The sequence below is a fragment of the uncultured Flavobacterium sp. genome (assembly GCF_951805225.1).
Classification (GTDB): Bacteria; Bacteroidota; Bacteroidia; order Flavobacteriales; family Flavobacteriaceae; genus Flavobacterium.
The window spans coordinates 4,102,739-4,125,661 of sequence record NZ_OX638201.1 but is presented as its reverse complement, the minus strand read 5'-3'; the positions used below and the strand labels follow the sequence as shown (position 1 = coordinate 4,125,661).

24 protein-coding genes and 1 tRNA gene are annotated in these 22,923 nt (G+C 32.6%); 14 read left to right on the top strand and 11 right to left on the bottom strand.

The window, feature by feature from the left end; all coding sequences use genetic code 11:
* The first annotated feature begins 31 nt into the window (after positions 1 to 31).
* The 9 genes from WN975_RS17280 to WN975_RS17240 all read left to right on the top strand — a co-directional run bounded on the left by WN975_RS17280 (position 32) and on the right by WN975_RS17240 (position 8,807).
* Positions 32 to 1,051, top strand: a complete 1,020-nt coding sequence (locus WN975_RS17280) for a hypothetical protein (RefSeq protein ID WP_337967586.1) — start codon at positions 32 to 34, stop codon at positions 1,049 to 1,051.
* 102 nt (positions 1,052 to 1,153) lie between these two features.
* Positions 1,154 to 1,882 (top strand): 16S rRNA (cytidine(1402)-2'-O)-methyltransferase, encoded by a 729-nt coding sequence (gene rsmI / locus WN975_RS17275; protein ID WP_337967585.1) that lies wholly within the window; start codon positions 1,154 to 1,156, stop codon positions 1,880 to 1,882.
* A gap of 102 nt (positions 1,883 to 1,984) precedes the next feature.
* The gene (locus WN975_RS17270) at positions 1,985 to 2,329 is read left to right on the top strand and encodes a HopJ type III effector protein (protein ID WP_337967584.1); all 345 of its coding nucleotides are present in this window, start codon (positions 1,985 to 1,987) and stop codon (positions 2,327 to 2,329) included.
* Positions 2,330 to 2,508: 179 nt separating this feature from the next.
* Positions 2,509 to 4,209, top strand: coding sequence for a single-stranded-DNA-specific exonuclease RecJ (gene recJ, locus WN975_RS17265; RefSeq protein ID WP_337967583.1), 1,701 nt, complete (start codon positions 2,509 to 2,511; stop codon positions 4,207 to 4,209).
* On the top strand, positions 4,199 to 5,479 hold the full coding sequence (locus WN975_RS17260; RefSeq protein WP_099709741.1) for an MFS transporter: 1,281 nt from the start codon (positions 4,199 to 4,201) through the stop codon (positions 5,477 to 5,479). The genes recJ and WN975_RS17260 overlap by 11 nt, the downstream gene beginning before the upstream one ends.
* Positions 5,480 to 6,061 (top strand): hypothetical protein, encoded by a 582-nt coding sequence (locus WN975_RS17255; RefSeq protein ID WP_337967582.1) that lies wholly within the window; start codon positions 5,480 to 5,482, stop codon positions 6,059 to 6,061.
* Positions 6,062 to 6,073: 12 nt separating this feature from the next.
* Positions 6,074 to 6,994: an alpha/beta hydrolase gene (locus tag WN975_RS17250; protein ID WP_337967581.1), complete on the top strand. Its 921-nt coding sequence runs from the start codon at positions 6,074 to 6,076 to the stop codon at positions 6,992 to 6,994.
* A 161-nt stretch (positions 6,995 to 7,155) separates the two neighbouring features.
* A complete protein-coding gene (locus WN975_RS17245; protein WP_099709738.1) occupies positions 7,156 to 7,512 on the top strand; it encodes a hypothetical protein in 357 nt (118 codons plus the stop codon).
* A gap of 83 nt (positions 7,513 to 7,595) precedes the next feature.
* Positions 7,596 to 8,807 (top strand): cytochrome c3 family protein, encoded by a 1,212-nt coding sequence (locus WN975_RS17240; RefSeq protein ID WP_337967580.1) that lies wholly within the window; start codon positions 7,596 to 7,598, stop codon positions 8,805 to 8,807.
* On the opposite strand, the gene WN975_RS17235 is transcribed toward WN975_RS17240, so the two are convergent.
* The 4 genes from WN975_RS17235 to WN975_RS17220 all read right to left on the bottom strand — a co-directional run bounded on the left by WN975_RS17235 (position 8,808) and on the right by WN975_RS17220 (position 11,148).
* Positions 8,808 to 9,551, bottom strand: coding sequence for a UDP-2,3-diacylglucosamine diphosphatase (locus tag WN975_RS17235; RefSeq protein ID WP_337967579.1), 744 nt, complete (start codon positions 9,549 to 9,551; stop codon positions 8,808 to 8,810).
* A gap of 87 nt (positions 9,552 to 9,638) precedes the next feature.
* Positions 9,639 to 10,091: a 6-carboxytetrahydropterin synthase gene (locus WN975_RS17230; RefSeq protein ID WP_337967578.1), complete on the bottom strand. Its 453-nt coding sequence runs from the start codon at positions 10,089 to 10,091 to the stop codon at positions 9,639 to 9,641.
* Positions 10,092 to 10,122: 31 nt separating this feature from the next.
* The gene (locus WN975_RS17225) at positions 10,123 to 10,299 is read right to left on the bottom strand and encodes a hypothetical protein (protein WP_165877235.1); all 177 of its coding nucleotides are present in this window, start codon (positions 10,297 to 10,299) and stop codon (positions 10,123 to 10,125) included.
* A gap of 84 nt (positions 10,300 to 10,383) precedes the next feature.
* A complete protein-coding gene (locus WN975_RS17220) occupies positions 10,384 to 11,148 on the bottom strand; it encodes an enoyl-CoA hydratase/isomerase family protein (RefSeq protein ID WP_337967577.1) in 765 nt (254 codons plus the stop codon).
* 188 nt (positions 11,149 to 11,336) lie between these two features.
* Between WN975_RS17220 and WN975_RS17215 the strand changes: the two genes are divergently transcribed.
* The 4 genes from WN975_RS17215 (at position 11,337) to WN975_RS17200 (ending at position 14,801) form a co-directional block, all read left to right on the top strand.
* A tRNA-Ala gene (locus WN975_RS17215) sits at positions 11,337 to 11,410 on the top strand.
* A gap of 69 nt (positions 11,411 to 11,479) precedes the next feature.
* Complete coding sequence (locus WN975_RS17210) at positions 11,480 to 11,728, top strand: GIY-YIG nuclease family protein (protein WP_337967576.1); 249 nt, start codon at positions 11,480 to 11,482, stop codon at positions 11,726 to 11,728.
* Positions 11,729 to 12,020: 292 nt separating this feature from the next.
* Positions 12,021 to 13,163 (top strand): helix-turn-helix domain-containing protein, encoded by a 1,143-nt coding sequence (locus WN975_RS17205; protein WP_337967575.1) that lies wholly within the window; start codon positions 12,021 to 12,023, stop codon positions 13,161 to 13,163.
* Between the two features lie 156 nt (positions 13,164 to 13,319).
* Positions 13,320 to 14,801, top strand: a complete 1,482-nt coding sequence (locus tag WN975_RS17200) for a serine hydrolase domain-containing protein (protein ID WP_337967574.1) — start codon at positions 13,320 to 13,322, stop codon at positions 14,799 to 14,801.
* 62 nt (positions 14,802 to 14,863) lie between these two features.
* Here WN975_RS17200 and WN975_RS17195 read toward each other — a convergent pair whose 3' ends face one another.
* The 3 genes from WN975_RS17195 to pyrH all read right to left on the bottom strand — a co-directional run bounded on the left by WN975_RS17195 (position 14,864) and on the right by pyrH (position 18,890).
* On the bottom strand, positions 14,864 to 17,359 hold the full coding sequence (locus WN975_RS17195) for a DUF5686 family protein (RefSeq protein WP_337967573.1): 2,496 nt from the start codon (positions 17,357 to 17,359) through the stop codon (positions 14,864 to 14,866).
* 119 nt (positions 17,360 to 17,478) lie between these two features.
* Positions 17,479 to 18,042, bottom strand: coding sequence for a ribosome recycling factor (gene frr, locus WN975_RS17190; RefSeq protein ID WP_099709730.1), 564 nt, complete (start codon positions 18,040 to 18,042; stop codon positions 17,479 to 17,481).
* A 140-nt stretch (positions 18,043 to 18,182) separates the two neighbouring features.
* Positions 18,183 to 18,890: a UMP kinase gene (gene pyrH, locus WN975_RS17185; protein WP_099709729.1), complete on the bottom strand. Its 708-nt coding sequence runs from the start codon at positions 18,888 to 18,890 to the stop codon at positions 18,183 to 18,185.
* 191 nt (positions 18,891 to 19,081) lie between these two features.
* On the opposite strand from pyrH, the gene WN975_RS17180 reads away from it, so the two are divergent.
* Complete coding sequence (locus WN975_RS17180; protein WP_337967572.1) at positions 19,082 to 19,699, top strand: thioredoxin family protein; 618 nt, start codon at positions 19,082 to 19,084, stop codon at positions 19,697 to 19,699.
* Positions 19,700 to 20,077: 378 nt separating this feature from the next.
* On the opposite strand, the gene truB is transcribed toward WN975_RS17180, so the two are convergent.
* The 4 genes from truB to WN975_RS17160 all read right to left on the bottom strand — a co-directional run bounded on the left by truB (position 20,078) and on the right by WN975_RS17160 (position 22,891).
* Positions 20,078 to 20,773, bottom strand: coding sequence for a tRNA pseudouridine(55) synthase TruB (gene truB / locus WN975_RS17175; protein ID WP_121328673.1), 696 nt, complete (start codon positions 20,771 to 20,773; stop codon positions 20,078 to 20,080).
* Positions 20,773 to 21,579 carry an undecaprenyl-diphosphate phosphatase gene (locus tag WN975_RS17170; protein WP_337967571.1) on the bottom strand — a complete coding sequence of 269 codons (807 nt, stop codon included), beginning with the start codon at positions 21,577 to 21,579 and terminating at the stop codon, positions 20,773 to 20,775. Before WN975_RS17170 ends, truB begins: the two co-directional genes overlap by 1 nt.
* Before the next feature lie 107 nt (positions 21,580 to 21,686).
* Positions 21,687 to 21,941 (bottom strand): DUF3098 domain-containing protein, encoded by a 255-nt coding sequence (locus tag WN975_RS17165; RefSeq protein WP_121328675.1) that lies wholly within the window; start codon positions 21,939 to 21,941, stop codon positions 21,687 to 21,689.
* Between the two features lie 74 nt (positions 21,942 to 22,015).
* On the bottom strand, positions 22,016 to 22,891 hold the full coding sequence (locus WN975_RS17160; protein WP_099709724.1) for a permease-like cell division protein FtsX: 876 nt from the start codon (positions 22,889 to 22,891) through the stop codon (positions 22,016 to 22,018).
* Between the last annotated feature and the right edge of the window lie 32 nt (positions 22,892 to 22,923).

Genomic DNA, 22,923 nt, shown 5'->3' with positions numbered 1-22,923 from the left:
AAATACCCTATTCACTATAATTTCAACAGTTATGAAAAAAAAATTGGAAGCCGATTTAATCAGCATTGCACATCGAATTTTAAAGCTTAAAAATAAATCCGATATCAATCAATTGTATCTTGAAACACAGAAATTATATGAAAAATTAGCGGTGTTGAAGTTTGTAGACGAAAACTTTGATACTGTAAAACCAACAATCACGCATAGTGAAATTAGTGCTGAAGTTGAAGCAATCTTCGAAAAAGAAGATGTCGCTACGGTAGAAGCTGTAATTGAAACTCCAATTGTGGCAGAAGAAATTGCAGAAGAAAAAATCGCTGAACCTGTAATTGTTGAAGAAATAATTGCTGAAACTTCAATAGAAACAGCTCCGGAACCAATTGAAGAAGTTGAAGAGGAAGTTATAGAAGAACCTGTTATTGAAAAAATAGAGGAACTTGAAGCAATTAAAGAAGCTGAACCTGTGAAAGAAGAGAAAGCTTCATTTGAAGAAATTTCTTTTACAACAATTAGCGATCTAAAACCAATTCCGAATTTTATTCCAGCTTTTGAATTAGATAGAGAAGAAGCGAAAATAGAGGATAAAATAGAAGACAAAGTAGAGGAAAAGGTAGAAGTTACGACAAAACCAGAACCTGTTTCTATCTTATTTGAAGATTTCGGAATCAATTATGCTGATGCTGAATTTGTAAAAGTAGACAGTTTTGAAGCCGTTTCGCCAACTCCGGTAATCAGCGAATTTAAAGAGAAGAAAATTGTAGAAACCGTAGTTTTAGAAACTCCGGCGGAACCAAAAGTGGTTACTTTGAATGAAAAACTGGCAAAAGGTTTTCATATTGATTTAAATGACCGAATTGCTTTTACCAAGAATCTTTTCGGAAATAGTTCTGAAGATTACAGCCGCGTTTTAAACCAATTACTGACTTTTGATTCTTATACTGAAGCATTAGATTTTATAGAAAATATGGTGAAACCGGATTATAATAATTGGGTTGGAAAAGACGATTACGCAGAACGCTTCTTAGGAATTGTAGAGAAAAAATTCTCATAAACACGAATTTCACAGATTAACACTAATTCATTTTTGTGAAATTTTAGCACTTTAAACATTCGTGTTAATTCGTGCAATCTGTGTTTAAATATTAAACTTATTATGTCTAAATTATATATCGTTCCAACGCCAATTGGCAATCTTGAAGACATGACTTTTCGTGCCATTCGGATTTTGAAAGAAGTCGATTTGATCTTGGCGGAAGATACCAGAACGAGTGGAAAATTGTTGAAGCATTTTGAAATTGGCACACACATGCACAGCCATCATATGCACAACGAACACAAAACAACCGAAAATTTAATTGCGCGTTTGAAAGCTGGTGAAACTATTGCCTTGATTTCGGATGCGGGAACTCCGGCGATTTCAGATCCTGGATTTTTATTGACGCGCGCTTGTGTCGAAAATAAAATTGAAGTCGAATGTTTGCCTGGTGCAACAGCTTTTGTTCCTGCTTTAGTAAACAGCGGATTACCAAACGACAAATTTATTTTCGAAGGTTTCCTGCCTGATAAAAAAGGACGTCAAACTCGATTTTTGGCTTTAGCCGAAGAAACCCGAACAATGATTTTATACGTTTCGCCACATAAACTCGTTAAAACTTTAGCTGAGTTTATTCAGTATTTTGGCGAAGACAGACAAGTTTGTGTTTCACGCGAATTATCAAAACTACACGAAGAAAACGTACGTGGAACAGCAAGAGAAGTTTTAGCCCATTTTGAAAAAACAGCGCCACGAGGCGAAATTGTAGTAGTCGTTGCCGGAAAAACAATAACAAAAGAACCTAAGAAAAGTAAGTTTTCGAAGGATGAAGAAGAAATAGAAGAATAATAATTTTCGCCACGAATTTCACTAATTTCCCGAATTAGAGCTCGAACTTAAATTAAAATTCGTGTTCAATTAGTGAAATTCGTGGCAAAAAAAATAAAAATCATGAGCATACAAGCCTTTTTAGAAAAACTAAAACAAACTCCAACCGAAATAACATTTCCTGAAACTATTGCTGTAATCGAAGAAAATTACAACTTCACGCCAACAGCTTTTCAAAACGGAACACAACATAATGCTGCCGGAGAAAACTCAGGTTCTTGCAAATTATTTTCTTTCGCGAAATTGCAAAACTTAAGCAAAGAAGAAACTTTAGCTTGTTTTGGAGCTTTTTATTTTGAAGAAGTTTTAGGCGATCCAAACGGAACAAATCACCAAAACATTAGAAACTTCATCAACTTAGGTTGGGACGGAGTTAAGTTTGAAGGAAACGCTTTAGAAGCAAAATAATTTTAGATTTTAGAGTGTAGATTTTAGGTTTCCTGAAGTCTGCTTATTTTAAAATACAAAAAATCTTTGTCAAAGTTTTAAACTTTGACAAAGATAAAAACAGAATATTTCTACTATAGATTAAACGATTTCAGATTTTTTCAGTCTAAAATCTAAGATCAAAAATCTACAATAAAAAAATGCGTTGGACATTAAAAACAAGACCTTCTCAAGATAAAATCAAACATTTGGCGCAAGCCTTGAATGTAGAAGATTTTGTAGCAACACTTTTGATTCAGCGTGGCATTGAAACTTTTGAAGATGCCAAGAATTTCTTTCGTCCTTCACTAGAACATCTTCATGATCCGTTCCTGATGAAAGACATGGATAAAGCCGTTTCCCGAATTGAATTGGCGATTAAAAATCAGGAAAACATTTTGGTTTTTGGCGATTACGATGTAGATGGAACAACGGCAGTTTCTTTGGTTTCGGCGTATCTAAAATCGCATTATCCTAATATTGCCACTTATATTCCGGATCGTTATCTGGAAGGTTATGGGATTTCTTTTAAAGGGATTGACTTTGCCGATGATAACGGATTTTCTTTAATTATCGCGCTCGATTGTGGTATTAAATCCATTGATCATATCGCTTATGCGAAAGAAAAAAACATCGACTTTATTATTTGTGATCACCACAGACCAGGAGAATTTCTTCCCGATGCGGTTGCGATTTTAGATCCAAAAAGAGAAGATTGCTCATATCCTTATGATGAATTATGTGGTTGTGGCGTTGGTTTTAAATTAATTCAGGCTTTAGGAACAAATAGAAACGAAACGATCGAAGATTTAATTCCGTATCTGGATTTAGTTGCAACAGCAATTGCTGCGGATATTGTACCGATAACAGGCGAAAACAGAGTTTTGGCTTATTACGGATTGCAAGTTATTAATTCAGATCCAAGACCGGGAATTAAAGCTTTGGTACATCAGGTAAAAAAGAAAACCCTTGATATTACCGATGTTGTTTTTATTATTTCTCCTCGAATAAATGCTGCCGGAAGAATTAAACACGGTAATCATGCAGTTGAATTATTAACAGAATTCAATTTTGAACAAGCGCAACAATTTGCTTCAGAAATAGAACAATACAATTCAGATCGAAAAGATTTGGACAAACAAATTACCAAAGAAGCTTTTCAGCAAATCCTGACTAATAACGAACAAGATCGATTTTCGACAGTTGTTTTTCAGGAAGACTGGCACAAAGGCGTTATCGGAATTGTAGCTTCACGACTTATTGAGACTTATTATCGTCCGACTTTAGTTTTTACTAAAAGTGGTGATAAATATGCCGCTTCTGCCAGATCTGTCAAAGGATTTGATGTTTACAATGCTCTTGATGCTTGTTCTGAGCATTTAGAGCAATTTGGAGGACATATGTATGCGGCAGGAATGACTTTGAAAGCGGAGAATTATAAAACCTTCAAAGATGCATTTGAAAAACAAGTACAGGAAACTATTTTGCCCGAAATGCGAACGCCGGAAATAGAAGTAGATGCCGAAATTAACTTTACAGATATTACTCCAAAGTTAATTCGAATTTTAAAACAATTTGAACCTTTTGGACCTCTGAATATGACGCCTGTTTTTATGACCAAAGAGGTGAAAGATACAGGTTATGCCAAAACTTTAGGCGCAGAGGAAGAGCATTTGAGACTTTTTGTGAAGCAATATAATTCAGATGGAATTGCTGCAATAGGTTTTGGACTTGGAAAAAAATTAGACATTACAAAAAATCAAAATACTTTTCAGCTAGCGTATTCATTGGCTGAAAACGAGTGGAACGGAACCGTTTCGACTCAACTTATGCTAAAAGATATTAGAACAAATGACGAATAAAACAGAAAAGCGAGATCCTTATCAGGCATTGCGCTACAGAGAATTTAATGTTTTTTTATTATTGCGTTTTGCTATGGTTTTTGCCTGGGCGATGCAATTTATCGTGATCGAATGGGAAGTTTACAGTTTGACTAAAAACCCACTTTCACTTGGAATTATTGGTTTAATGGAAGTTATTCCCGCCGTTGGTATGGCTTTATTTGCCGGACATATTGTCGATCAAAAGGAAAAGAAGGGATTATTAGTAAAATGTATTCTGGGATTTTCTGTAATTAGCTTTGGATTGTTTTTATTGACCTGGCCAAAAGTTGTCGGCGATTTATCTCCAACTATAGTTTTATATTCAATTTATACATTAGTTTTTTTAGGCGGATTAGTCAGAGCTTTTCTTGGGCCAACTATTTTCTCTCTTCTATCGTTGATTATTCCTAAAAAAGCATATCCAAATGCTGCTACTTGGAGTAGTTCGGTTTGGCAAATCGGAGCCGTTATGGGACCGGCTTTAGCAGGATTCTCAATTAACTGGATTGGCGTTCACTGGTCAATGTGTCTGGTTTTTGGATTCTCAATTCTTTCCTTAATTGCCTTATCACAAATTAGTAAAAAACCAATTACAAATCCAAAGATTGGAGAATCGATAAAAGATAGTCTTGCAGAAGGTTTGAATTTTGTCTTTAAAAACCAAATTGTTTTAGGCGCTTTATCGCTTGATATGATTGCAGTACTTTTTGGTGGAGCTGTAGCATTATTGCCAGTTTTTGCACAGGATATTTTAAAAGTCGGAGCCGAAGGTTTTGGTATATTAAGAGCTGCGCCTGCAGTAGGAGCTTTCATTACGATGCTCGTTTCTGCTTATGTGCCTTTATATAAAAATGCAGGAAAAAAACTTTTAATTGCCATATTTGTTTTCGGATTATCGATCATCTTATTTGGACTTTCTACTTCATTCTGGCTTTCGGTTTTTGCCTTATTTTTGAGCGGTCTTGCTGACGGAATTTCTGTAGTAATTCGTCAAACGATTTTACAACTTAAAACTCCAGATCATATGCGTGGAAGAGTTGGCGCTGTAAATTCAATTTTTGTGGGATCTTCTAATGAATTAGGTGCTTTTGAAAGTGGTGCAACTGCTAAATTAATGGGAACTGTAACTTCTGTTGTTTTTGGAGGAAGTATTACTCTTTTAACTGTCATTGTAACGGCATTAAAATCACCAACATTTAGAAAATTAGATCTTAAGAAAGATATGGATGATCATCAGAATATGGAATAAATGAACAAATTCAAAAAGATATTTTTAAGGATTCATGCGGTAACATTTATTATACTTTTAATCAATTTTATAATTAATGCTGTTTTCGAAATTGGCTTAATTGCTAATTTACGCCTAATTCTTAAAATTCTATTTTATGTTTCAGCCTGTATTTTGTTCTTTTATTATGTGAAGCCTTTTAAAAAAAGAGCTTTATATTTTTCTATTTATATCTTTTCACCTTTTTTGATTTTTATAAGTTGGTTAATTGATGGGATTTTTGGTGCTATTTTAGGATCTGCTTTTCTTTTTTTCTTTGTTCCAAATGATACCAGATTTGAGAATGATCAAATTCAAATCAACACAAAATTTCAAGGTCTTTTAGGAATGTGCTGTAAATATGAAGTCATCGAAAAAAAGTATTTTTTGTTCGAAAGAAAGATTGGTGAATTTCAATTTGAAAGCGATCTTTATTTTAAAAAAGAAGGCGTTAAAATTCAGGATAATATTTTGCAAATGCATCTTGTTTTAAAAGATTATGATGAAGTAAAAGATGGTTACATCACAAAGGATACTACTATTTATGCCGTTTTAAAACACTAACTTTTCAAATAGATGAAATCATTTCTTCTTGTTTTCGTTTTAGCAATATCCTTTTTTGCAAACGGACAAACTCTCTACATCAAAACATACGGAAATAAAAAAGATAAATGCATCATTTTTATTCACGGAGGACCAAGTGGTAATTCGACTTTATTTGAAGGCACAACGGCTCAAAAACTGGCTAATCTTGGGTTTTATGTAATTGTTTACGATCGAAGAGGTGAGGGAAGATCTTCAGATCCTGATGCAAAATTTACTTATGCAGAAGCTTTTCAGGATTTAAATGCCATTTATAAAAAGTATGATTTAAAGAAAGCCACTCTTCTTGCACATAGTTTTGGCGGATTGGTTGCAACGCTTTATACCGAAAAATATCCTCAGAATGTGAGTAAGCTTATTTTGGCAGGAGCTTTATTTTCGCAGCAAGAAACGTATGATCACATTTTAAATTCTTTGAAGAATAAATATTTAAAAATTGCGGATTCTAAAAACCTTAATAAAATATTTTACGTAGAAAAACTCGACAAAAATTCGGCAGGATATAGAAAACATTGTTTTGATCTGGCAAGTGATAATAATTATTTTAAAATACCAAAGCCAACCAAAGAATCAAAAAAGTTATATGCGGATTACGAAGCAAGTGAATTTTTTAAAACTAATATTCGAAATAAAAATGCTCCTTTACTTTTTTACCAAAACGAAAAGCAAAATAATATCGACACAAGATCATCTTTAAAAAAGATAAAGGCTGAAGGAATTTCTATTTATGCAATTTATGGTAAAGACGATGGGATTTTTTCATCGGCACAAATTACTTCAATTAAAGATTTGGTTGGTAAAAATAATTTTGCCTTTTTGAATAATTGTTCTCACTATTTGTTCGTTGATCAACAACAAGAGTTTTTATCTAAAATTAAGCATTGGTATAAGTAAATCTTTATAGAAACTATAGATGGTATAAGAGAATTTTAATTCAGTTATGTATAAATGAGTTTATTGCATCTAAATTGCCTAAATTTTTATCTTTTTTATGATTTTTTTATTTAGAATTAATATAAATAATATTTATATTTGTTGGAATAAAACGATTTACGATGAGAGAAATAGAGCAAATATATCATAATAACTTCGGCATAGCTTTTTACTGGAAAAAGCAAAATGAAACTATATTAGATAAAGTTCAGTTAGTATTTAAGGAAACTGGGTTTTATTTTACAGTTCAGGAATTGAATCATTTTTGTGATTTAATTGAAGATAGTATGATTGAAAATGCTTGTTGCGAAGCTTGCGAATTAAAATATTCATGCCATAAATTTTTATTGAAAACACCTTGTTCTTCTATAGATTTGGCAGTTTCAATGACAGAATTAAAATCGATAAAAGATTTGGTTGAAGGTTCTTTATTCCGAATTGATTTAGATGAATATGTTTATGGAGTTGGGATGAATTAAGAAACATTCTAAATATTTTAACAACAATTTTTCATTATTGAAATATATTTTGATTTTATACAAAAAAAAGTATATTTACAGCAATGAAAAAAACACGCATTCTTTTTGCTATACTTGTTTTAGCAGTTTTTCTGTCAAATTGCACAAACAAATCTGATGAATATATTGATCCTCGCGGTACTGATTACGCAGGTTCTGAAAGTTGCATTGATTGTCATAAAACTCAATATGACATGGCTTTGCAAAGTTCTCATTTTAAAGCAACTGCTCCTGCAATTTTAGGGAATGTTCTGGGTGATTTTGATGCAAAAAATCATGTTTTTATCTATGATAAGAATACCAAATTGGTGATGGAGCAACGCAATGATAGTCTTTATCAGGTTTTGTATAAAAACGGAAAAGAAGTCGAAGCGCATCGTTTTGAGATCGTTTTTGGTGTTAAACATGCACAGACTTCAGTTTACTGGCGTGAGAATAATACTTATGAATTACCTGTTTCTTATTATAATTCTATAAATAATTGGGCAACAAGTCCTGGATTTCCTGCTGATAAACCTTATTTTGATCGAATGGTGATGAAGGATTGTTATTCTTGTCACGCTTCAAATATTAGCAGCCGAAATGTTGGACAGAAATCGACAGAAAAAAACTTCATGTCTATGGATGTTGAAGATATTATTGATCGTAAAACCATCGTTTACGGAATTGATTGCGAGCGTTGCCACGGTCCAGCGAAAGCGCATGCTGAATTTCATATTAAAAATCCAAACGTAAAAGTTGCAAATAGTATAACAAGTTATAAAACATTAAACCGACAACAAAAACTCGATGCGTGCGCGCTTTGTCACGCCGGAAATGACGGAATGAAAATAAAATCTCGTTTTGATTTTAAACCCGGAAGTGTTTTATCTGACTTTTACAGAGAAACTCGGAGTATTACCGATACAGCAAAATTTGATGTACACGGAAATCAATTTCGTTTGATGTCGCAAAGCAAATGTTTTGTCAAAAGTGAAAAAATGGATTGTATTACATGCCACAATCCGCATGAAAATGCTTCTAAGAATCTGGCTTCTTATTCTAAAATATGCATGAGTTGTCATCAGGATTTCAAGCACAATGAAACGACTTTAAAAACGATGTCAGGAAGTTTATTGGCTAGTAATTGCGTTGAATGTCATATGCCTAAACAATCATCTGGCGCAATTAAATTCCAGCTTTCGAACACGAAACAAATGTCGAATTATATCTTGAGAACACACAAAATTGGAATTTATCCAACGAATAAAAAGTAATTATTGTTCGAATTTTTGAAGTTCAAAAGTTTCTCCGTCAAAAACTCCATAGGTAAAATAGCCAATCCAGTCACCCAGATTTACATATTTAGATTCTTCTCCAACAGGAATAATCATTGGTAAATGGCGGTGTCCGAAAATGAAATAATTATAATGTTTGGTTTCGAGTTTACGTTTTGCATACAAAACTAGCCATTCGTTTTCTTCGCCTAAGAATTTTACATCTTCGTCGCCTGAAATCAGTTTGTTTTTAACCGATAAATATTGTGCTAAACTCACGCCAACATCCGGATGTAACCAACGGAAAAGCCATTTTGAAAACGGATTTGTAAATACCTTTTTCATTCTTTTATAACCTTTATCGCCAGGACCTTTTCCGTCGCCATGACCAATTAGGAACGTTTTTCCGTTAAAAGTAAATTCTTTATTATCGTGATAAACAGGAATATTCAATTCGGTTTGAAAATAATCATTCATCCATAAATCATGATTTCCCACAAAAAAGTAAATCGGAATTCCGCTATCACGAAGTTCTGCTAGTTTTCCTAATACACGAACAAATCCTTTAGGAACAACCGTTTTGTATTCGAACCAAAAGTCAAATAAATCTCCTAATAAAAAAATAGCTTCTGCATCTTGTTTTACAACATCTAACCAAGCTACAAATTTTTGTTCGCGTGGCAAACTCAATTCAGGAGTTGGAGCTCCAAAATGCTGATCAGAAGCGAAATATACTTTTTTCATTAGATTATTAGATTGTTAGACTTCTTAGAATATTAGACTTTAAATTCATTGTCATCCTGAGCGAAGTCGAAGGATTGGGATTTAATTTTAGATATTATCAGATGCGTACCATTCTGCAAATGAAGATTCTGTTTCCTGAAGTTTTAGTGAAAAAAGAGAAATATCTTTTGGTAAACGCGCAATGATTCTGTCAGCAAAATCTACAACCATGTTTTCGCTTGTAGGCTGATAATCAACTAAGATAACGTGATGGCCACGATTTTTTAATTCATTTGCCAATTCGATATGCGGAGTTGTTTCGTTAAAAACCGTTGCATGATCAAACTGATCAACGATTTCTTCTTTTACAATTTTCTTTAGATCCGAAAAATCAATTACCATTCCGAATTTTACATTTGATCGATCCATAATTGGCGAACCAATCACGGTAACCGACAATTTATAACTGTGGCCGTGAACGTTTTTGCATTTTCCGTCGTAACCATATAAGGCGTGACCGGTTTCGAAACTAAATTGTTTTGTAATTCTGATATTACTCATCGATTTGAATTTTAGGTTGCAAATTTACGAATTAATAACCGTTTTTATCTCTTTTTTTAGCACGGTTATACATCCAGTAAGCAATTCCTACTAAAACTACAAAAGGAAGAAATGATCCAATCAATACACCAATTTGATAACTGCTGTCCGGAGCGGTCTTAAGTTTCTCTGCAACATCGACTTTCTGGAATAATGAAATGATATACATATTAGTGAAATTTTAATTTTTTTAAAGTACCTAGAACTTTGTCAAAGTTTTAAACTTTGACAAAGTTGCCGCAAACTGAAAACTTTACTTCTTAAATTGTGTCAAAGCATTTCTGCTGAAATCGGATAAAACTAATTTTCCTGTAATTGCAGCACGTTCAAGAAGTAACGATTGCCAATGTTCTGTTCCTTCCCAGATAATTTTTTTCATTTCGAATAAAGCTTCCGGATTGTATGAACTTAGTTTTTGGGCGAATTTCTCGACTTCAATATCCAATTCTTCTGCATTATGAAGCGATGCATAAAGTCCGTTTTGAAGCGCCCAGTTTGCCGATTTCCATTCGTGTGCAGCAAGCGTCATTTCGGTCATTGCCGTTTTTCCAATTTTTCGGGTAACAGCCGGTTCAATTACAAACGGACCAATTCCAATTGCTAATTCAGATAATTTTATAGCGCTTTCCGGCGTAGCCAAAACATAATCACAAGCCGAAATAATACCAACTCCACCGCCAACAGCTTTACCTTGAACGCGACCAATAATAATTTTAGAACAAGAGCGCATTGCGTTTAGCAAATGAGCAAATCCTGAGAAGAATTCTTTCCCTTGTTCTTCATTTTCTACTGCAAGAAGTTCATCAAAAGAAGCACCTGAACAAAATACTTTCGAACCTTCGCTTTGCAAAACAATAACCGAAACCGATTCTTTTTTACTCAATAAACTAATCTCTGCCGTTAAGCGATTTAATAGTTCGCGAGGAAAAGAATTACTGGCCGGATGACCAAATTGTACTGTTGCAATTGCATTATTTAAAGTGGTTTGTAAAGAACCGTTTTGATTTTCTGAACTCATAAAAATTGATTTGATCGTAAAGTTACGGTTTTGGCAACTATTTTTACCTGAAGCGATTTGAAATTTGTTTTTTGATAATTAATTGACTTTATTTGCTAACGCTTTGGGGGATTAGCTCATTTGGCTAGAGTGTCCCGATGCAATCGGGAAGGTAACGGTTCGAATGCAAATTCTAAAGTCATAAAAAAGGGGGATTAGCTCATTTGGCTAGAGTACTTGCCTGGCAGGCAAGGGGTGACCGGTTCGAATCCGGTATTCTCCACAAATATTTTCAACAAAAAAATACCCAAACAGATCAATTTCTGTTTGGGTATTTTAATTTATAACACCTATGTTTTTTACTTATATTTTGTACTCAAATACGATTAATAAATACTATGTTGGTTCATGTCAAGATATTGAACAACGTTTACAAGATCATTTGAATAGCAGAAGTAAATATACTAAAGTAGCAAAAGATTGGGAATTAAAATATTTCGAAACTTTTCTTACTCGAAGCGAAGCTTGTCAACGGGAATTGAAAATCAAAAAAATGAAAAGCAGAAAATATATTGAAAATCTAATCGAGACAAAAGGCTAGAGTATCCCGATGCATCGGGAGGGTGACCGGTTCGAATCCGGTATTCTCCACAAACATTTTCAACAAAAAATCCCCAAACAGATCAACTTTCTGTTTGGGGATTTTTATTTATAGGCTTTTTTTATGTCCGATTGTTTTTTTTAAATAAAGAAATCAAATTTATTTAAACCTTCAAATACAATTGTATAACCAACGAATATTTTGTTATTTTTGAATAGACGATCGCATCTTTGTTTTGTATTTAAGAACGTCATAGTTATTTGTAAACCCTAAATAATACCAAAAGAATATAATGAATGTTAAGATTGATTTATTGGTTATTGTAACTGTAGTTTCCTTGTTTATATCATTATTTCTTGCATTTTTTTTGTTTGCAGTTAAGACAAAGCATAAGATAAGTAATTATCTTTTTGCTGCTTTTTTAATATTATGCGCAATAGATACCAGTCAAACTTTATTTGATTTAATAATTGATAAACCTTCTAATTTTGGAATGATAAGAGGTTTGTTTGCTTTCTTGCAAATTCCTGTTTTTTATCTATATGTATTATCTGTTTGTTATTCGGATTTTAAGCTTAAGCCAAAACACTTATTGCATTTGCTTCCGTTTGTAATTGCAAATGCAATTATGATACCTCGTTTTTATGCCGTAGATGAAGCTTCTAAAATTAATTTTATTAAGAATTATCAAAGTATGGTTGAGATTCAGTTCAATCATATTCTTATACATGTTCAGCTAATTGCCTATATCATTGCTGTTTTTATGGTTTTAAGAAAAGCTAAGAAACTATATCTCGAAAATTGTGCAGGTACAAGTATTAGTTCTTATAATTGGTTGTTTCAGTTTACAGTTGTGCTAACTATTTTGTATTCCGTTGCTCTTTTAAAAAATGTTTTCAAGTTCTCTGATTATCCTTATATTTCTGAATGGATAAAAATTGGTCTTTTGGTATTTCAGCTATTTATAGTTTGTTGGTACTTATTTAAAGCATTAAATAATCCTGGTTTATTTCGAAGTATTGATTCAAAATTAAAACTGGTTTCGGATATTGTTTTAGAAGAAAAAAATAAAGAGGAATCAACTGTAAATGAAAAAGAATATTCTGAAGAGTTGTTGAAATTGCAGCAATATATGGCCGAAGAAAAACCATTTCTAGATCCTTCTTTAACAATTCAGGATGTTTCTGCAACTATCCAAATTCCTGTTCGTGATTTATCGCTTTTAATTAATCATAAACTACAGCAACATTTTTATGATTTTGTGAATACGTATCGTATCGAAGAAGCTATGGAAATTTTAAAAGATTCTACAAAAAGTAAGATGACAGTTTTAGAAATTTTATACGAAGTAGGTTTTAATTCGAAATCTTCTTTTAATACTGCTTTTAAAAAACATACCGGAGATACTCCAACTGTTTATCGAAAAAGTGCTTAAAATCAACATTTTGTAATTACTCGTACTCGTAGTTCTAATTATTCATACTTATTTTTCAAGACAAATGCGTTCGACTAAGTTTATTCGGTCGCACAGGTTTCGTTTCTCCCACATCTTTGTATCGAAATAAATTTTTAACCTAAAAATTACGATACGATGAAAACCACTATTTATTTATTACTTCTTATAGTAACCGTTGCAAGTGCTCAGACAAACAAAAAAACAGTATCAAAAGAAAGAGATTATAGCTTTCTAACGGACAGTTTAAATATTGATAAGCAACTAGAAAAATACAAACTTGCTGGATTTAGTCTTGTTGTTTTTGAAAACTACGAAATAGTCTATTCAAACCAATTTGGTGTTAAATCAATAGATTCAAAAGAGAAAATAGACAAGAATACTGCTTTTTCTACAGCTTCTATTTCAAAACCAATAACTGCGCTTCTTTGTTTTATACTTGAAGAAAAAGGATTGCTTAATTTAGGTGATCCGATAGGTGGTTATTTAAAACGCTGGCATTTGCCAAAGAGTAAATTTACCGAAAACAATAGTCCAACCTGGAGACAATTTCTTAATCATACGGCTGGTACAACTCAAGGCGGATTTGCAGATTACTACGAAGGTGATACAATCCCAACAATAAAACAAAGCCTTTTAGGGCAAATTCCGCGTTATGATAAAGAAATTGAATTTTTGTTCACGCCAGGAACAGGTTGGTCATATAGTGGTGGAGGTTATGTGATTGTTCAAATGGCATTAGAAGATACTTTTAAGAAGCCTATCCAGGAATTAGTAAAACAGTATATTTTTTCACCTCTTGGTTTAAAAAATACTACAATGATACAGCCAAATGAAAAAGGATTTCCAACAAATGTAGCGCTTGTTCACGATGAAAACGAAAAGGTTATTAGAACAGGTTTGCCAATCACGCCACAAGTTGGGCCATCAGGAATGTGGTCTACGCCAACTGATTTGGCTAAGATTGCTATTGAAATGCAAAATGCTTTGCGCAATAAAAACAATAAAGTGATTTCTTATGATGTTGCAAAAAAAGTAACAGAAGTAACGGCCTTAAAAGATGCTGTTGGCGGATGGAGTTACGGATGGCAAAAGTCTTTTGGTTACAATAATTACGAATGGTTTATATGCAATGGTTCAAATACAGGAGTTGGAGGAAGCATTTTTGCTACGATGACAGACGGAAACGGTTTTGCGTTTTTAACCAATGGCGAAAAACCGAATCGTTTTCCTGTAATGGCAAGCACTCAAAGAAAGCTTTTGACTTTAATGGACTGGAATAATAAGATATCTAATGAGGAAATTCAGGAAATCCCTGCAAGTCTAAAAGAAAAATTAATTGGGACTTATGATGATTTTCTTTATGGACAAGGAGTAGAAACTAAAATCGTAGAAAAGAATAATCGCCTTTATGTTGAATCGATGTTATTGGAACATTTTAAAGGGAAAAATGATAATGAGTTGGTGTATCTTAAAAACGGATTATTTAGAATTGTAGATTATCCAAACTTATTGAAAATCAATTTCAGTAACGGAAAACCAAGTTCTGTAATCTTGATAAGAGGTAATATGGAGACTGAAGTTCAACTTAATGATAAAAAAGAAGTTACAAAAAGCTAGCAAGATTCTTTAGATTTTCACCTTTGTCAAAGTTTTAAACTTTGACAAAGGTTATTTTTATACTACAATCCTAAATCAAGAACATAAGATATTTTGACAGCAATATTATCTTCAAATTTTAAGAGTTGATTTGGACCATAGCGATAAAATCCGCCGAGACCAAAACCTTTAAAAATCTTGTTTAATTCAATTCCGGATTCAAAGAAACCTTTGTCTAGGGTTTTGTACGTTGGTCCAACATGTTGTTGCGGATTTTCCATATTTCCCCACGCCATTCTGGTTACTAAAACTAAAGATGGACGTACTTTTTTGAATATTGTAATTCGGTCAAAGCCATGTTTGATTTGGAAAAATATATATTGGCTTGAGAAAAACTCATTAAAATACATGGTTTCAAAACTGTTTCTACCTGCAAAAGTAATACGCTGAATAACGGTTTCTTTGGTAAGGTTATTCGGCATTGTGTTGTACAAGTGCGTAATTGGAACATCGCCCATTGCGTAACCTCCTTGAAGAAGTAAACTGGTTTTTTGACCGTTTAGATATTTTTTTTCATACTCCGTTTTGAAATCTATTTTGCCAAAGTTAAAATCGTTTTCCAGAACATTTGGCAGTGATTGTGTGTACTGAAAAGTAAATCTAGGAAATCTTTTTTCAGATTCATTTCTTCCGGTTGGTGTTTGCATGAAATCACTAAAAGGCGCCCAAACTATCGAAACCATTGCCGTAGTCATGATATAGTTGGAGTATAATTTTCCGTTTAGATTAAAAAGATAATCAAATTCGGGCTGAACAAAAGTTCGGGATAATTCTAAAATAGCTTCGGTTTTCGGAATAATTTTAGTCTGAACATTCGCTTTCCAGCTACTGTATTGGTAAAAAGTACTAATGTTGATTGGTCGTGGATCGTAAATTTTAAAGACACGTTTATCAACTGCAAAAACGGTACTCGCAATCTCCCGAACATCATCTGTATACGATCCGTTTATCCAGGTATTGGTACTTTTGTCAAGTAAAACTCCGGAACCTATACTGTATTTAACTTCGCCATCTTTGGTTCCGTAAGCCGAATATCCTTCGATTCTGAAATTTTTAGAAAAACGATCATTCGTGATTCCGCCTAAACCAAGACGAAAACCTTCGTAATTATTATAACTGATTATTTTTTTCAAATCCAAATCAACAGGTCCAATTGGGAAATAACCGTTGATAATTTTTCGTCCGAGACCTAAACGTTTTTCGATTCTTTTCTTAACAGAAAGACTGTCTAATAATAAGTATGTTTTTTGGCTTTTTAAGTCCAAACTTTCTTTTCGATAAGTATTCCAGAATTCTTCCGGTTTTTTGCTCGCATCGTCCTTTATTTCGATATAAAGCGCCGGATTTTTTATAGGATTGGTTGTGTTGTAATGAATGTCGAAATTATTACTTTCAGAAAGTAAATAGGTAAAATCAGAAGCCGATTTTTTTCTCGGTTCAAAATTATCTTCAACGTCACCATCAAACTGAATAGTTCCGCCTAAAATTTTAATATCATCATCATTCTTTCCTTTTACGATTTTGAAAGTCGTGTTGCTTTGAAACCAGATTTTTTCTTCTGGAACATATTCAAATTCATGAATTCCGCTAATGTCCAGAACGCCTTTTATTCGCATTACAGCTTTGGCGACAGCAAAATTTTCCTGATCGATATACAAAACACCTTCTAAACCTGATGATCTTCTTTTTTGTTTGTTTTTAAAGTAAATCATATAAGTCTCGCGACCTTTTATGTTTACCGTATCCAGTAATTTATAATTGTAATTTGAAGTTGCGCTGTTCGAAATCGGGTTTTCGTATTTGGTTTCAAACAATTCATATTTCGAATCATAAATAGAAATTGATTGCAAATTGAATGCTATGATTTCATAAATAGGCTGTTTAAAACCTGCAATTTTGGTTCCCAGAACAGTTTCTTTGAGTTTATGATCTCCAAATTGATATTGAGAAACTTTTTCGGTTTGAAATAAATGCTGTTTGCTTATAATTTCTTTAAACTTATAATCGGATGAATCGATGTTGATTTCTTTTTTATTTAAATCTTTATAAGCTGCAGAAGAATCAATTCTGCCATCGATAGAATCCGGATTGGCAGTTACAATAAGTTTGTTATAGGTTTTATATTCAAAACTATTGAGCCTTTTTTGCGGATTGTTTTTGTTTTTATTGGCGATAACCTTTTTTATAATGGTCAAAGCAGGATTTTCATTAGAAACAACAACTTCTTTTAAATCATCTGTTTTTTGCGAAAGCGAGATGGCATAAAATTTTTTGTTTGCTATAATGGCAATGATTTTAGTTTGAAAACCAATGTATGAAACAGCAAAAGTGGTTGTTTTTTCGGCTATTTTAAAATCAAATTTTCCATCAACATCTGTAATTGTGTTAATGTTGTCTGAAGTTGTAATTGTAGCAAAAGGAAGAGGCTTGTTGTTGGAATCTGTTACAATTCCGTTTATTTGAAATTGCGCCTGAATGCTAAGCGTGAAGAACAAAGTCAAAAAACAAAATAGTTTCATAAAGGAGATTATAGATTCAAAAACGAAAACAATGCATTTTTGGTATGCAAAAATAAGAATAAAAAAATCCGTCTGGTAGTATTTTAACCAAACGGATTTTTAATTTGTTGTTACAAAAATTATACTTTCATGATTTCAGCTTCTTTTGCTGCTAACAATTCGTCAATTTTTTTGATATAAGTATTCGTTAAGTTCTGAACTTCTTCTTCTGCAGATTTACAGATATCTTCTGAAGTTCCTTCTTTTTCTAATTTTTTAATGTCAGTATTTGCATCTTTACGTACGTTACGAACACCAATTTTTGCATCTTCAGCCTCAGATTTTGCTTGTTTAGCAAGATCTCTACGACGTTCTTCTGTCAAAGGCGGAACGCTGATGATAATTACATCACCATTATTCATTGGGTTAAAACCAATGTTTGCAATCATAATTGCTTTTTCAATAACCTGCAGCATATTTTTTTCAAAAGGCTGTAAAGTAATTGTTCTTGCATCAGGAACGCTAATTTTTGACACTTGCGAAAGTGGTGTTGCAGAACCGTAGTAATCTACAAAAACACTTCCTAACATTGCCGGAGAAGCTTTTCCTGCACGAATATTAAGGAATTCTTTCTCTAAATGCGCAATAGAACCATTCATTGATTCTTCTGTACTATCTAATATAAATTCTATTTCTTCAGTCATTTTTTTTAGATTTTTAGATTTTTAGACGATTCGTTTTTAAAAAATGATTCCTCTAATTTACTAACTAATATGTTTTTTTGTTTTTTTTTTGAATGTAAAATGATTGTCAAAATTTATAGAAATCTAACAATCAAAGCAGTTTATACGTTAACTACTGTTCCTATGTTTTCGCCTTCACAGATTTTCAAAAGGTTACCAATTTTGTTCATATCAAAAACAACGATTGGCAATTTGTTTTCCTGGCTTAGAGTGAAAGCAGTTGTATCCATTACGTTAAGTCCTTTTTTAAGAACATCGTCAAACGAAATGAAATCAAATTTTACTGCCGAAGCATTTTTCTCCGGATCACAATCGTAAACACCATCAACACGAGTTCCTTTTAGGATTACATCAGCATTGATTTCGATTCCTCTTAAAACCGCTGCAGTATCAGTTGTGAAATATGGATTTCCGGTTCCGGCTCCAAAAATTACGATTCTTCCTTTTTCAAGGTGACGATCTGCTCTTCTTTTAATATATGGTTCTGCAATAGATTCCATTTTCAAAGCAGTTTGTAAACGCGTTTTCATTCCTCTGTCTTCAAGTGCGCCTTGTAAAGCCATTCCGTTAATTACGGTTGCAAGCATTCCCATATAATCGCCTTGTACTCTATCCATACCTGCGCTTGCACCTGCAACGCCTCTAAAAATATTTCCTCCTCCAATAACAATAGCAATTTCTACTCCTTTACTGTGAATTTGCTTAATTTCTTCAGCATATTCGGCTAATCTTTTAGGGTCAATTCCGTATTGTAAATCACCCATTAAGGCTTCGCCGCTAAGTTTTAGAAGAATTCTTTTATATTTCATGTTTGTGTTGCGTTAATTTGTGCAAATATAGACATATTCTGATTTTTAAAAATAATGTTTACAAAAAATTAATTGCTCTTTTCTTTTTAAGGAAATAAAGCTTTTGTAATTTATTTCAGTTGAATCTGATAAATGTCATTCTTGCGTTTACTTTTAATTTGTAAATTTATCATATTCAAAACGAAACAGGTATGAAAAGTATTGTAGCCAAAGCATTATTCCACAGTTATTCTTATGCAGAATATAGAAAATTAGTTACTGATTTATTGTCTGAAGGAAAATCAACAGGAAGCGAACAATCTGAAAGTTTAACGCATTATACAAGCCTGAATGAAGTCAGAATGAATCGGTTAGAAAAAACAATCAAGATTTCTGAAGAAGTAATTTCAAAACTACAAAACTTAGACAACCATTACATTTGGCTCGTAATATCTGAAGGTTGGTGTGGCGACGCTGCTCAAATATTACCTATTATTGAGAAAATGGCGCATGAATCGAATAAAAAGATAGATCTTAGAATTGTACTTCGCGATCAGAATGACGATTTAATGAATCATTATCTAACGAATGGCGGAAGAGCGATACCAAAACTTATCGTAATTTGTAAAGAAGCCGGAATTGTTCGTGCAGATTGGGGACCAAGACCAAAAGGCGCAACTGAATTAATCACAAACTATAAAAAAGAGTTTGGAGTTATTGACGAAAAAATCAAAACCGACTTACAATTATGGTATTTGGCAGATAAAGGAGTTTCTGTTCAGAAAGAATTGGTTGAAATAATGGAGAATATCAAATATAATCGATTATAATTTATAGAAAAAAAATCGTTGAAACGCTATATTTTTCGGGCAATTGACTGAAAATAAGTATTTTGACAGTAAAAAATGTATTAAAATGTTTTTCTGTGGGATAAATATTTTGTAACTTGCTGATATAATCCCACTTCTACTATTTACTATTTGACTTGCTCTTTTTATTGGTGTTTATTTAATATCTAACAATTAAAAATACACTATCATGAAAAAGTTATTCGACAAGTTTTACGATTTTATTTCAGGTTTATTGTTTGGCGGAAAAAACATACCTCACTATTAATTCCAAAAGGGTCAAGCGTGGAATAACTGTACTTTAGTTAAGAAGTGAGCACATTATACTATTGTCTTATTTTGTAATGTGCTTTTGTTTTTTTATTTCAGATTCAGACTTTCTTCAAATAAAGTAATATCAATTGCATTTTTTACGTCATAATCGCCAATTTTAGTTCGGCGTAAAACCGTTAAGTGCGAACCTGAATTCATCGCTTTTCCAAAATCAAAAGCCAGAGAGCGAATATAAGTTCCTTTACTGCAAACTACTCTAAAATCAATTTCGGGTAATGCAATTCGGGTAATTTCAAATTCGTGTATGGTTGTTTTTCTGCTTGCAATTTCTACCGTTTCTCCTGCGCGGGCATGTTCGTATAAACGAACGCCATCTTTTTTAATCGCAGAAAAAATAGGTGGTTTTTGATCAATTTCGCCTAGAAATTGTTTTACCGTTTCGTGAATTAAAGCTTCATCAATATGAGAAGTTGGAAAAGTCTCATCGATTTCAGTTTCCAAATCATAAGATGGAGTAGTGGCTCCAATATAAAAAGTTCCCGTATATTCTTTGGCTTGACCTTGAAGTTCCGAAATTCTTTTGGTAAATTTTCCTGTACAAATCAATAATAATCCGGTTGCCAAAGGATCTAAAGTTCCGGCGTGACCAATTTTGAACTTTTTTGGAAGTCCAACTTTATTAATCAAAAGGTATTTTAATTTATTGACAGCTTGAAACGAACTCCATTTTAAAGGTTTGTCAATCAATAAAACTTGTCCTTCTAAATATTCTTCAGGTGTCATTAGCTTACTGATAAAGGGTGTATGAAAAAGTGAATTATCAATAATGCAATACCAAGAATTATACGATAATATCCGAAAAATTTAAAGCCATTTTTAGTTAGAAATCCAATGAAAAATTTTATTGACGCGTAAGCTACTATAAAAGCAACAATGTTTCCGATAGCTAATATTCCTAAATTATCTGTACTTAAAACTTCTGGGGAATCTTTATAAACATCATAAATGCTTTTTACGGTTGCAGCCATCATCGTTGGAACAGCTAGGAAAAATGAAAATTCTGCTGCTGTTTTTCGGGTTAATCCTTGTTGCATTCCACCAATTATTGTTGCAGCACTTCGGCTTAATCCTGGAAAAATAACGGCTAGTGTTTGATAGCAGCCAATTAAAAAAGCTTTTTTATTGCTTATTTCTACGTCATCATTTATAGTCGGATTCGTAAACCATTTATCTACAAAAATCAAAATAACTCCACCTAGTAAAAGTATAACTGCAATAAAAATAGGCGTTTCTAACATTGCTTCAATATGTTTTTTGAAAAGCCCACCAATAATTAAAGCTGGAATAACGGCAATAATTAATTTGATGTAAAATTGTATTCTGCTAAAGTCAAAGAATTTTTTCCAATAGATAACGACAACAGATAAAATTGCTGCCAATTGAATCACTATTTCGAAAAGTTTTGTAAAATCGTCTTTTGCAATTCCCATAAAGGAAGACGCAATAACCATGTGACCAGTTGAAGAAACAGGTAAAAATTCTGTAATTCCTTCAATAATGGCTAGAATGATAGCTTGTAATGTATTCATTTAATTTAGATTGTTAGATTAATTAAACTTCTTAAATGTCAGACTTTTTTAAAGAGATTAATCTAATAATCTAAAGATCTAAGTTGTCTAAGCAGTCTAAAGAAAGTCTATTTAGATTTTTTGAAAATAGAATAAATAGTGATTCCAAAACCAATCAAAACAGTTGTTGGAGCTAAACGAATACGTCTAAAACTAAAAACATCTTCATTAAAAACATTCGGATTATCGCTTCCTCCGCCAGACATTAGGATGAAACCTAAGGCGATAACTCCAATTCCAATTAAAAGAATTTTGTAGTTGATACCGTCAAAAAGGAATTCTTGTTTTTGCGGTTGTTCTGTAGTATTAGTATTGTTTTTCATTTTGTCATTGCGAGGAACGAAGCGATCTTATCCTCTATTTTATATGAGTTTATATTTTAATCTAAAATCTGAAATTAGTATAAATCGTCAGTTCTTAAATTCAAGAAACGTTGTGTTGCAAAGTGTGTACTTACCCAGGTAATTAAAACACCTAAACCAAATACAGCTAATAATACCAATCCAATTAATGCTTTATCTTCTAAGATTCCTAATCCCGGGAAATTTGATTCTACATAAAGTAAAAGTGCAATTAAAGCGATGATAGCTAATCCGGCACCTAACATTCCTAATTTTACGCTACGCATTACAAAAGGTTTACGGATAAACGATTTTGTTGCGCCAACCATTTGCATGGTTTTAATGATAAAACGATTGGAGTGAATTGATAAACGTAATGAACTATTGATTAATAAAACCGCAATTATCGCAAGGAAACCGCTTATAATCAAAATCCACATACTTACTTTTTTGATGTTGTCGTTTACCAGATTTACCAATTGTTTGTCATAAACAATATCTTCAATCATGGTGTTTTGTCTCAGAGTGCTTTCGATTTTCGAAATACTATCTCTTTCAACATAATCAGCTTTTAAGTGAATGTCATATGAATTCAATAATGGATTTTCTCCCAAAAAGGTTAAGAAATCTTCTCCAATGATATCTGTGTGCTCTTTTGCAGCTTTTTCTTTAGAAACATAAGCATAAGATCTTGCAAAAGGCGCCCTTTTTAATTCAGTGTTGAATGCTTTTATCACACTATCATTGGCTTCATTTTTAAAGAAAACCGTCATTGCGATTTTTTCTTTAAAATCATTTGCCAATTTTTTAGAATTGATAATGAATAATCCTAGTACTCCCAAAAGGAATAAAACCAAGAAAACACTTAATACAACCGAAAAATAAGAGGAAATTAACCTGCGCTTTTGAAATTTATCAAAGTTAGAACTCATAGTTTGCTTAAATTATGTGGTAAAAATAATAA

What these genes read in the sequence shown, in the direction of transcription:
- WN975_RS17255 (WP_337967582.1), top strand. Translation starts at nt 5,480, where the DNA reads ATGAACAAATTCAAAAAGATATTTTTAAGGATTCATGCGGTAACATTT.
- WN975_RS17220 (WP_337967577.1), bottom strand. Translation starts at nt 11,148, where the DNA reads ATGAGTTCAGAAAATCAAAACGGTTCTTTACAAACCACTTTAAATAAT.
- WN975_RS17170 (WP_337967571.1), bottom strand. Translation starts at nt 21,579, where the DNA reads ATGAATACATTACAAGCTATCATTCTAGCCATTATTGAAGGAATTACA.
- WN975_RS17245 (WP_099709738.1), top strand. Translation starts at nt 7,156, where the DNA reads ATGAGAGAAATAGAGCAAATATATCATAATAACTTCGGCATAGCTTTT.
- WN975_RS17200 (WP_337967574.1), top strand. Translation starts at nt 13,320, where the DNA reads ATGAAAACCACTATTTATTTATTACTTCTTATAGTAACCGTTGCAAGT.
- recJ (WP_337967583.1), top strand. Translation starts at nt 2,509, where the DNA reads ATGCGTTGGACATTAAAAACAAGACCTTCTCAAGATAAAATCAAACAT.
- WN975_RS17230 (WP_337967578.1), bottom strand. Translation starts at nt 10,091, where the DNA reads ATGAGTAATATCAGAATTACAAAACAATTTAGTTTCGAAACCGGTCAC.
- WN975_RS17165 (WP_121328675.1), bottom strand. Translation starts at nt 21,941, where the DNA reads ATGAAAAACAATACTAATACTACAGAACAACCGCAAAAACAAGAATTC.
- WN975_RS17225 (WP_165877235.1), bottom strand. Translation starts at nt 10,299, where the DNA reads ATGTATATCATTTCATTATTCCAGAAAGTCGATGTTGCAGAGAAACTT.
- WN975_RS17280 (WP_337967586.1), top strand. Translation starts at nt 32, where the DNA reads ATGAAAAAAAAATTGGAAGCCGATTTAATCAGCATTGCACATCGAATT.
- WN975_RS17195 (WP_337967573.1), bottom strand. Translation starts at nt 17,359, where the DNA reads ATGAAACTATTTTGTTTTTTGACTTTGTTCTTCACGCTTAGCATTCAG.
- WN975_RS17235 (WP_337967579.1), bottom strand. Translation starts at nt 9,551, where the DNA reads ATGAAAAAAGTATATTTCGCTTCTGATCAGCATTTTGGAGCTCCAACT.
- WN975_RS17270 (WP_337967584.1), top strand. Translation starts at nt 1,985, where the DNA reads ATGAGCATACAAGCCTTTTTAGAAAAACTAAAACAAACTCCAACCGAA.
- WN975_RS17240 (WP_337967580.1), top strand. Translation starts at nt 7,596, where the DNA reads ATGAAAAAAACACGCATTCTTTTTGCTATACTTGTTTTAGCAGTTTTT.
- WN975_RS17180 (WP_337967572.1), top strand. Translation starts at nt 19,082, where the DNA reads ATGAAAAGTATTGTAGCCAAAGCATTATTCCACAGTTATTCTTATGCA.
- WN975_RS17250 (WP_337967581.1), top strand. Translation starts at nt 6,074, where the DNA reads ATGAAATCATTTCTTCTTGTTTTCGTTTTAGCAATATCCTTTTTTGCA.
- WN975_RS17205 (WP_337967575.1), top strand. Translation starts at nt 12,021, where the DNA reads ATGAATGTTAAGATTGATTTATTGGTTATTGTAACTGTAGTTTCCTTG.
- WN975_RS17160 (WP_099709724.1), bottom strand. Translation starts at nt 22,891, where the DNA reads ATGAGTTCTAACTTTGATAAATTTCAAAAGCGCAGGTTAATTTCCTCT.
- WN975_RS17260 (WP_099709741.1), top strand. Translation starts at nt 4,199, where the DNA reads ATGACGAATAAAACAGAAAAGCGAGATCCTTATCAGGCATTGCGCTAC.
- pyrH (WP_099709729.1), bottom strand. Translation starts at nt 18,890, where the DNA reads ATGAAATATAAAAGAATTCTTCTAAAACTTAGCGGCGAAGCCTTAATG.
- truB (WP_121328673.1), bottom strand. Translation starts at nt 20,773, where the DNA reads ATGACACCTGAAGAATATTTAGAAGGACAAGTTTTATTGATTGACAAA.
- rsmI (WP_337967585.1), top strand. Translation starts at nt 1,154, where the DNA reads ATGTCTAAATTATATATCGTTCCAACGCCAATTGGCAATCTTGAAGAC.
- frr (WP_099709730.1), bottom strand. Translation starts at nt 18,042, where the DNA reads ATGACTGAAGAAATAGAATTTATATTAGATAGTACAGAAGAATCAATG.
- WN975_RS17210 (WP_337967576.1), top strand. Translation starts at nt 11,480, where the DNA reads ATGTTTTTTACTTATATTTTGTACTCAAATACGATTAATAAATACTAT.